This is a genomic window from Chryseobacterium sp. ON_d1 (genome assembly GCF_006829085.1).
Taxonomy (GTDB): domain Bacteria; phylum Bacteroidota; class Bacteroidia; order Flavobacteriales; family Weeksellaceae; genus Chryseobacterium.
Window position 1 is genome coordinate 361,500 of the sequence record NZ_BJTC01000004.1, and the last position, 6,654, is coordinate 368,153.

Consider the following 6,654-nt stretch of genomic DNA (forward strand, 5'->3'; position numbering starts at 1 on the left):
TTTTTTATGCGTACAAAAATATAAATTTTACTTTTTGAAAAATATAATCATTAAATTTACTTAAAAAAGTAATATAAATATAATATGCAGTTTCAAGGGCAAATTTTAAAGATGACAAGCTATGATGCAAAACCCATCCAGTACTACCTTAATCTTTCAGGAGATCTTATCCATATGAATGAGCTGTTCGGGAAGGAATTAAGCATCAGACATACCGGATTTCAATGTGTAAATTGTGGAGAGAATAAGCCGATTTACAGAATGGGATTCTGCAAAAACTGCTTTTTTGAAAGTCCTTATGCAAGCGATACTATTATCCGTCCGGAACTTTCCACTGCACATTTAGATATTGCAGAACGTGATCTGGAAATTGAAAAACAAATCCAGCTGCAGCCTCATACCGTTTATCTGGCTTATACAGGAGACGTAAAAGTAGGCGTGACCAGAAATACACAGATTCCTACAAGATGGATTGATCAGGGTGCGACTTTTGCTTTACCTATTGCAAGGACAGAGAACCGCTATGAGGCAGGAATGATAGAAGTGGCTTTAAAGGATCATTTGCCGGATAAAACCAATTGGAGGAAAATGCTGCAGGATGATTTTGAAGGAGAAGTGGACCTTGCAGATTTCAGGCAGAAGATCAAGGAATACTTTCCTGAAGATTTTCAGAAATTCTACAGTGAAGGGGAAGAATTATGGATGCTGGATTACCCTTTTGAAAAACCGGAAAAAGTTACTTCATTTACATTAGATAAAAAACCTGAATTCACGGGAAGGCTTACCGGGATCAAAGGGCAGTATCTCGGATTCGAAGGAGGAAATTTCATCAATGTAAGAGGGCATGAAGGATACGTGATCGAACTGGAAATCAGAAACTGACCGATATAATAAACATCAAATCACAAAATATGAGAAAATGGGTTAAAAGGCTGTTGATAAGTTTCGGAATACTGGCAGGGATGCTTCTTGCTGCAAATTTCGGAGTCAATATATGGCTTAAAACCCAGCTTCCGGATTATATAAAAAAAAATACAGATTATAAAGTTTCCTACAAAACCCTGGATGTTGATTTAGGCACAGGAAATATATTGGCAACAGGAATTTCCGTCAATAGTAAAGACCCGCAAAATACTGATGTGATTGGACTGCAGGGGACTATTGATACCTTGAAAATAAGCCGGTTTGGAATTTATGATGCTGTCTTTAATAAAAAAATCAGTTCTTCAGATCTGCTGCTTGCTAAGCCCAGTTTAAATGTTATTCTTGCTAAACCGGTTGATCGTAAAACCGGCAAAAAAAGAAATCCTGTACTTTTTGAAAATATCAGGATCAGCAACGGAAAAATTGCTGTATTCAGACATACCAAACAAAAATTTTTATCGGTGGAACAGCTGGATCTGTTTGTAGAAAACTTACAGATGACAGAAGAATCTGTTGAAGATAAATTACCGGTTGTTTTTGACAAATACAGCATTAAAGGGGAAAGGTTCTTTTTCCGTCCGGATAATATTTATGCCATTACCATCAGTAAAATTAATACAGAGAATGGGCAAATGTCGGTGGATAACTTCAGGCTGACCCCGCTGTTTTCTTTTGCCCAGTTTAAAAAGTTTTACCCTAAGAAGGTTCAGCTTTTCGAATTCTCCATTCCAAAAATGGAATTTAAAGATGTTATTTTAAATAAAAACAAAATTTCACTGGCCAATGCAGATTTTAGAAATCCTGTTTTGAGTGTATACAATACAGGAGTAAAAGGAGTGAAAAAGGAAAAGAAATCAAATTTTGAAGTTGATTTAAAAAATATCAGACTGAATAATGCTGTTGTGCGGATCAATAAACCGGATGGCAATAAGCTATTATCTGTCGGAAATCTTAATTTGAATATCAGTCAGCTGATGTTTAATAAAGAAACTTCAGAACAGATTATTCCTGTAGGATACAAAGATTTTACCATTGCCGGAACAGATATTGAATACTCTAATCATAAAAATATTACAGTAAGAAGCCTTGCACTCAAGCCCGGCAGTGGTGAAATCCGGGATATGGTCCTGTCATCCGGGGCTTTAAAAACAGGGAAATTAGAAGACTTAAGAACTGATCATATTGCTTTTAATATCAATAAGCTGGAATTTACAGATAAAAAGCTGAATCTTGATCTTAAAGATCTTCTTATAGAAAATGCAAACGGAATTTTTACAGCGGGTGAAAAAAAACAAAGTAAACCTGCAGGGGCTGATATCGTAAAATCTGTCATTATAAGAAAAGCTTCCTTAAAAAATTCAAATATTATTTATGATCAAGGAAAAGAACCTTTAGCTTTCCATGATCTGAATGCTACTTTTAATAACATTGAAGTGTCTCCTAAACCCAACCAGCCGGGGCTTTCTTTTAAAGTAAAAGACTATTATCTTACCACCAGGAATTTTGCTTACAAAACACCGTTTTATAATATGAGTCTGGGACTTCTTAAGCTGAATAAGAACAGGGTCCAGATCAATAATTTTGCTATGAAGCCTCTCGTTTCGAGGGCACAGTTTATCAAAATGATACCCGTTGAGAGAGATCTGTATGACCTGAAAGCAGGACAGATAACAGCAGAAGGAACCTGGGAGCTTTTTTCTCAAAATAAAGCGGTGGCTGCTTCCCATGTGGTTATTCAGTCTGCAGATGCCAATATTTTCAGAAGCAAAATCCCGAAAGATGACCCTAAAATAAAGGCTTTGTATTCCAAAATGCTGCGATCAATTAAAATTCCAATGACCATCAGTAATCTTGATGTCAAAAACTCAATATTGGTGTACGAAGAAGATACTCCTGAAAGTATGGGGCCCGGAAAGCTGACATTCAGTAATTTTAATATGAATGTAAAGAATCTGAATTCTGCTAAAATAAAAGGGAAGCCTACAAGAGTGGATATTAAAATCAATTGTTATTTCATGAATCTTTCGCCACTTTCTGTAAACTGGAATTTCGATGTAGCAGATCAGAAAGATGCTTTTGCGATTTCAGGAAAAACGTCAAATCTTCCAGCCAGTGGAATCAATCCGTTTATAAGACCCTATCTTCATGTGACGGCTACTGCAGGAACTATTCAGGAAATGCTTTTTAATTTCAAAGGAAACCCTGCCGGATTGCACGGAACTTTTAATCTTAAACATAAAGATTTAAAGATAGCCGTATTAAACAAAAATAATCATGAAAAAAAGGGGTTTCTTACTGCTGTTGCCAATATTTTTATAAAATCTGATTCAGGAAGTTTTCCGGAGTCTGTTTCAGTGGAAAATGTAGAACGTGATCCGACAAAATCTTTCTTTAATCTCTTCTGGAGAGGAATTGAGCAGGGGCTGAAGAAAACCCTTATTGGTAAAAATATCGAAAAGACAGAAAAGAAAGTGAAAAACGCAGTTTCCTCTGTTAAGGAAATGAAACAGTCTGTAAAGGAAATAAAGCAGGAAATCAAAGATAAAAAAGAAACCACACAACCGGAAGTGGAGCAAAAAGAAAAAAAGGGCTTTCTTAAAAATATTTTCAGGAAAAAGGAAAAGAATGAAGAATAAATTTTTAAACCATTAAGATAAATCCGTTATTTGTTGATGATAACCGTTTTTAATTGAAATAGCCTTAATGGTTTAAAAAAATAATATAAGATAGAATTTCAGTTAAAAGCTGAATTCATCACTTTCCAGTATAGGAATTTCCCTTAGAAACTTATCAAACTCTTCACCCGGGTAATTGCTGTCTGCTCCGTAAGAATCTATAATCATTCCACGGTTACCGCTGCTGTCTTTTACTACATACAGTACAGCATTATCATCAGGATTGCTGTCACCTTCAAAGCGATAGGTTTTTAAAATTGTTAAATCTGAAGGCTGGTAAACCTTTTCAGAATTCTCAAATTTCATCTCACATTTTTCATTCATTCTGAACTCTCTGTGTATCCCTCTTTCAGAAAGCGTTTTCATGACTTGGCTTAAGGTTGTCATTCTGTCGATATTTTCCGGATTTTCCATAATAATATTTTTCTTTTTAAGTGCAATAATTAAACCATTGCAATTTCTAAATATAAGAAAAATAACAGATTGTAATTTTCCTAAAAATAAAGTTTAATGTTAACAAAATTTATAATTAAAAAAAATAAAATAGGTATGCTTTTTGCAATGGTATCAGTAATAAATCAGAGAAAATATGAAAAAAGAAGTTGGAGTTTTACTGGCAGGAGGAGTAGGTCTTTTGGCAGTACTGAGTTTAATTAGCATAAAAAAGATATTGACTAAAAAAGATAAAAAATATAGTGAGTCCTATTCGGATTATCACAGACACTTTGATGAAAAGAACCATGAGGATGAATATCATGGAGTGGAATTTTACGCAGTGAAGTAGTAAAAAAATATATTTAATTATGTTTAAATCCAGCGCTTTTGAAAGTGTTGGATTTTTTTGTGGAAAACTTTAATGTTAAAACTCATTATTTTATAAAAATTCCATTCTAATTTTACACCAGAATGCAAAACGAAAATTTCATAAAAGGACAGGGAGCTCAGCGAAACGTTATCAACCGTTTCGACAGATATACCTATGAGCCTGAAGATGAAGATTTTGAAACAGTAAAGACCTCTTTTACCGAAGTTTTTCCTAAAACAATCGTCAATCAGGTAAAAAGCGAAGACCTTCCGATGGAATATTCGATGAACCCTTATCAGGGGTGTGAACATGGCTGTTCATACTGTTTTGCAAGGCCTACCCACGAATATTGGGGGTATAGTGCCGGGATTGATTTTGAAAGAAAAATCATGGTCAAGAAAAATGCTCCTGAATTATTAGAGAAATTTTTTCAAAAAAAAGGCTATAAAGCTGCACCCATTCTCCTTTCTGGAAATACAGACTGCTATCAGCCTGCCGAAAGACAATTTGAAATCACCAGAAAATTACTGCAGGTTTGTCTTGATTACAGACATCCTGTCAATATTCTGACAAAAAATGCTTTGGTTTTGAGAGATCTTGATATTTTAAAACCAATGGCAGAACAGAATCTTGTTTCCGTTTCTTTAAGTATTCCCACAATCAATGAAGAACTGAGACGAAAGATGGAACCCAGAACCAGTTCTGCAAAAAATAAATTAAAGGCAGTAGAAATTCTTTCAGAAAACAATATTCCTGTACATGTTATGGTTGCTCCCATCATTCCGGGACTCAATAGTGATGAACCGCTGAATATACTGAAAGCTATTTCAGATGCTGGTGCTTCCGGCTTCGGATATACCCTGGTAAGACTCAATGACACTGTTGAACCTGTTTTTGTAAACTGGATTGAATCTCATTTTCCTGACAGAGCCCAGAAAGTTTTAAACCTCATTCGTTCTATGCGGGGAGGAAAGCTTGGAGACAAAAGATATTTTGAAAGACAAAGAGGTGAGGGGAACATTGCAGAAATGATCCATACTACTTTTAAGATTGGAAGAAAAAAATTTTTTGAAGGCAAGGAATTTCCAAAACTTTCAACCGCCAACTTTACCGGAACACGTGATCAGCAATTAAGATTGTTTGATTAGCCAAAACTTCGAAGAAATCATATCATATATATAGTATAGGATAATTTTACAATAGGTTTCGCTATATTGTACAGCATTATAATATAGTAATAGATTTTCAGGAGCTTAATCCTGCTATCCATTTTTACTCCTCGCGCCAGCGCTCTCCCGCGCTCAAACTCTCCCTCCCTCCAACTCCTGCTGCGGGGTAACCATTGCTATCAGGGCTAGGGTAGGAGGGATGTAATAAGTAATAAGTTGGCACAAATAAAAATAGTTTATATAGGCTATAATAAAATATACATCATAATCTGTGTCAATCTGTGTCATCTGCGGGAAAAAATAAAAAACATTCAGTAGAAACGGGTTTTAACCCGTTTACGAAAATACATTCTCCGCTGGCTTTAGCCTAAACTTATCTTTTTATTATATATAGTATATTACCATCATCCTAAACGTCACACCCCGTACACCCGCATCCCGGCATCACCATTCTCTCTTTCTCCCACCCTCAAACCCTCTCACGCTCAAACGCTCAAACTCTCCAACCCTCCACCCCAAGCCCCAAACAAATGTTTAAAATTTTTCTCCCTGCCTACCAGTGCTTTAAGAGTAAATATTACGAAACGGTAAAATTTATGTTAAATAAACTTGTTTTGCGTTGTATGAAGTTGTTATCTTTGCCCCACTGAAAACGAGAGTAGATCAGTAGCGCAGAAGAGCCTTTAGATGGGCAAAAACATTATTACTTCAAAAAGGAAACAGACGGAAAAAACTTTAAACTTTTTTTAAAAAAGAGTTGCGGGATAAAAAAGAGTTTGTATCTTTGCAGTCCCAATTAAGGGAGCGCAGGAGTAGGATGATTAAGGTTTGGTAAAGGAATTAAGGTTACTTAAAAAACTTTAAAATTTTCTTTAGAAACATTTGGTCATTAAGAAATAAAGTTTTACTTTTGCACTCGCAAATACGGAGCGACACTGACAGAGAGATTGCTTCGTTAAAAAGCGAAAGATATAAAGATCATTGACATACAATATAACAACCAAGTAAGGAAAAACTAAAGCGTTAAAAACTTTGAGTGAGTCAGACAAACATACAATGGAGAGTTTGATCCTGGCTCAGG

5 protein-coding genes are annotated in these 6,654 nt (G+C 35.3%); 4 read left to right on the forward strand and 1 reads right to left on the reverse strand.

All coding sequences use genetic code 11. The features are described from left to right. Positions 1-84: 84 nt before the first annotated feature. Together CRS_RS08925 and CRS_RS08930 are read left to right on the forward strand one after the other, a co-directional pair. A complete protein-coding gene (locus tag CRS_RS08925) occupies positions 85-882 on the forward strand; it encodes a DUF2797 domain-containing protein (protein ID WP_142723693.1) in 798 nt (265 codons plus the stop codon). 29 nt (positions 883-911) lie between these two features. Beyond that, positions 912-3,560 (forward strand): hypothetical protein, encoded by a 2,649-nt coding sequence (locus CRS_RS08930; protein ID WP_142723694.1) that lies wholly within the window; start codon positions 912-914, stop codon positions 3,558-3,560. A gap of 102 nt (positions 3,561-3,662) precedes the next feature. On the opposite strand, the gene CRS_RS08935 is transcribed toward CRS_RS08930, so the two are convergent. Further along, positions 3,663-4,013, reverse strand: coding sequence for a hypothetical protein (locus tag CRS_RS08935; protein WP_142723695.1), 351 nt, complete (start codon positions 4,011-4,013; stop codon positions 3,663-3,665). Positions 4,014-4,188: 175 nt separating this feature from the next. Between CRS_RS08935 and CRS_RS08940 the strand changes: the two genes are divergently transcribed. Both CRS_RS08940 and CRS_RS08945 read left to right on the forward strand, forming a co-directional pair. Then, positions 4,189-4,383 carry a hypothetical protein gene (locus CRS_RS08940; protein WP_142723696.1) on the forward strand — a complete coding sequence of 65 codons (195 nt, stop codon included), beginning with the start codon at positions 4,189-4,191 and terminating at the stop codon, positions 4,381-4,383. A 122-nt stretch (positions 4,384-4,505) separates the two neighbouring features. After that, complete coding sequence (locus tag CRS_RS08945) at positions 4,506-5,552, forward strand: PA0069 family radical SAM protein (RefSeq protein WP_142723697.1); 1,047 nt, start codon at positions 4,506-4,508, stop codon at positions 5,550-5,552. Positions 5,553-6,654 lie beyond the last annotated feature (1,102 nt).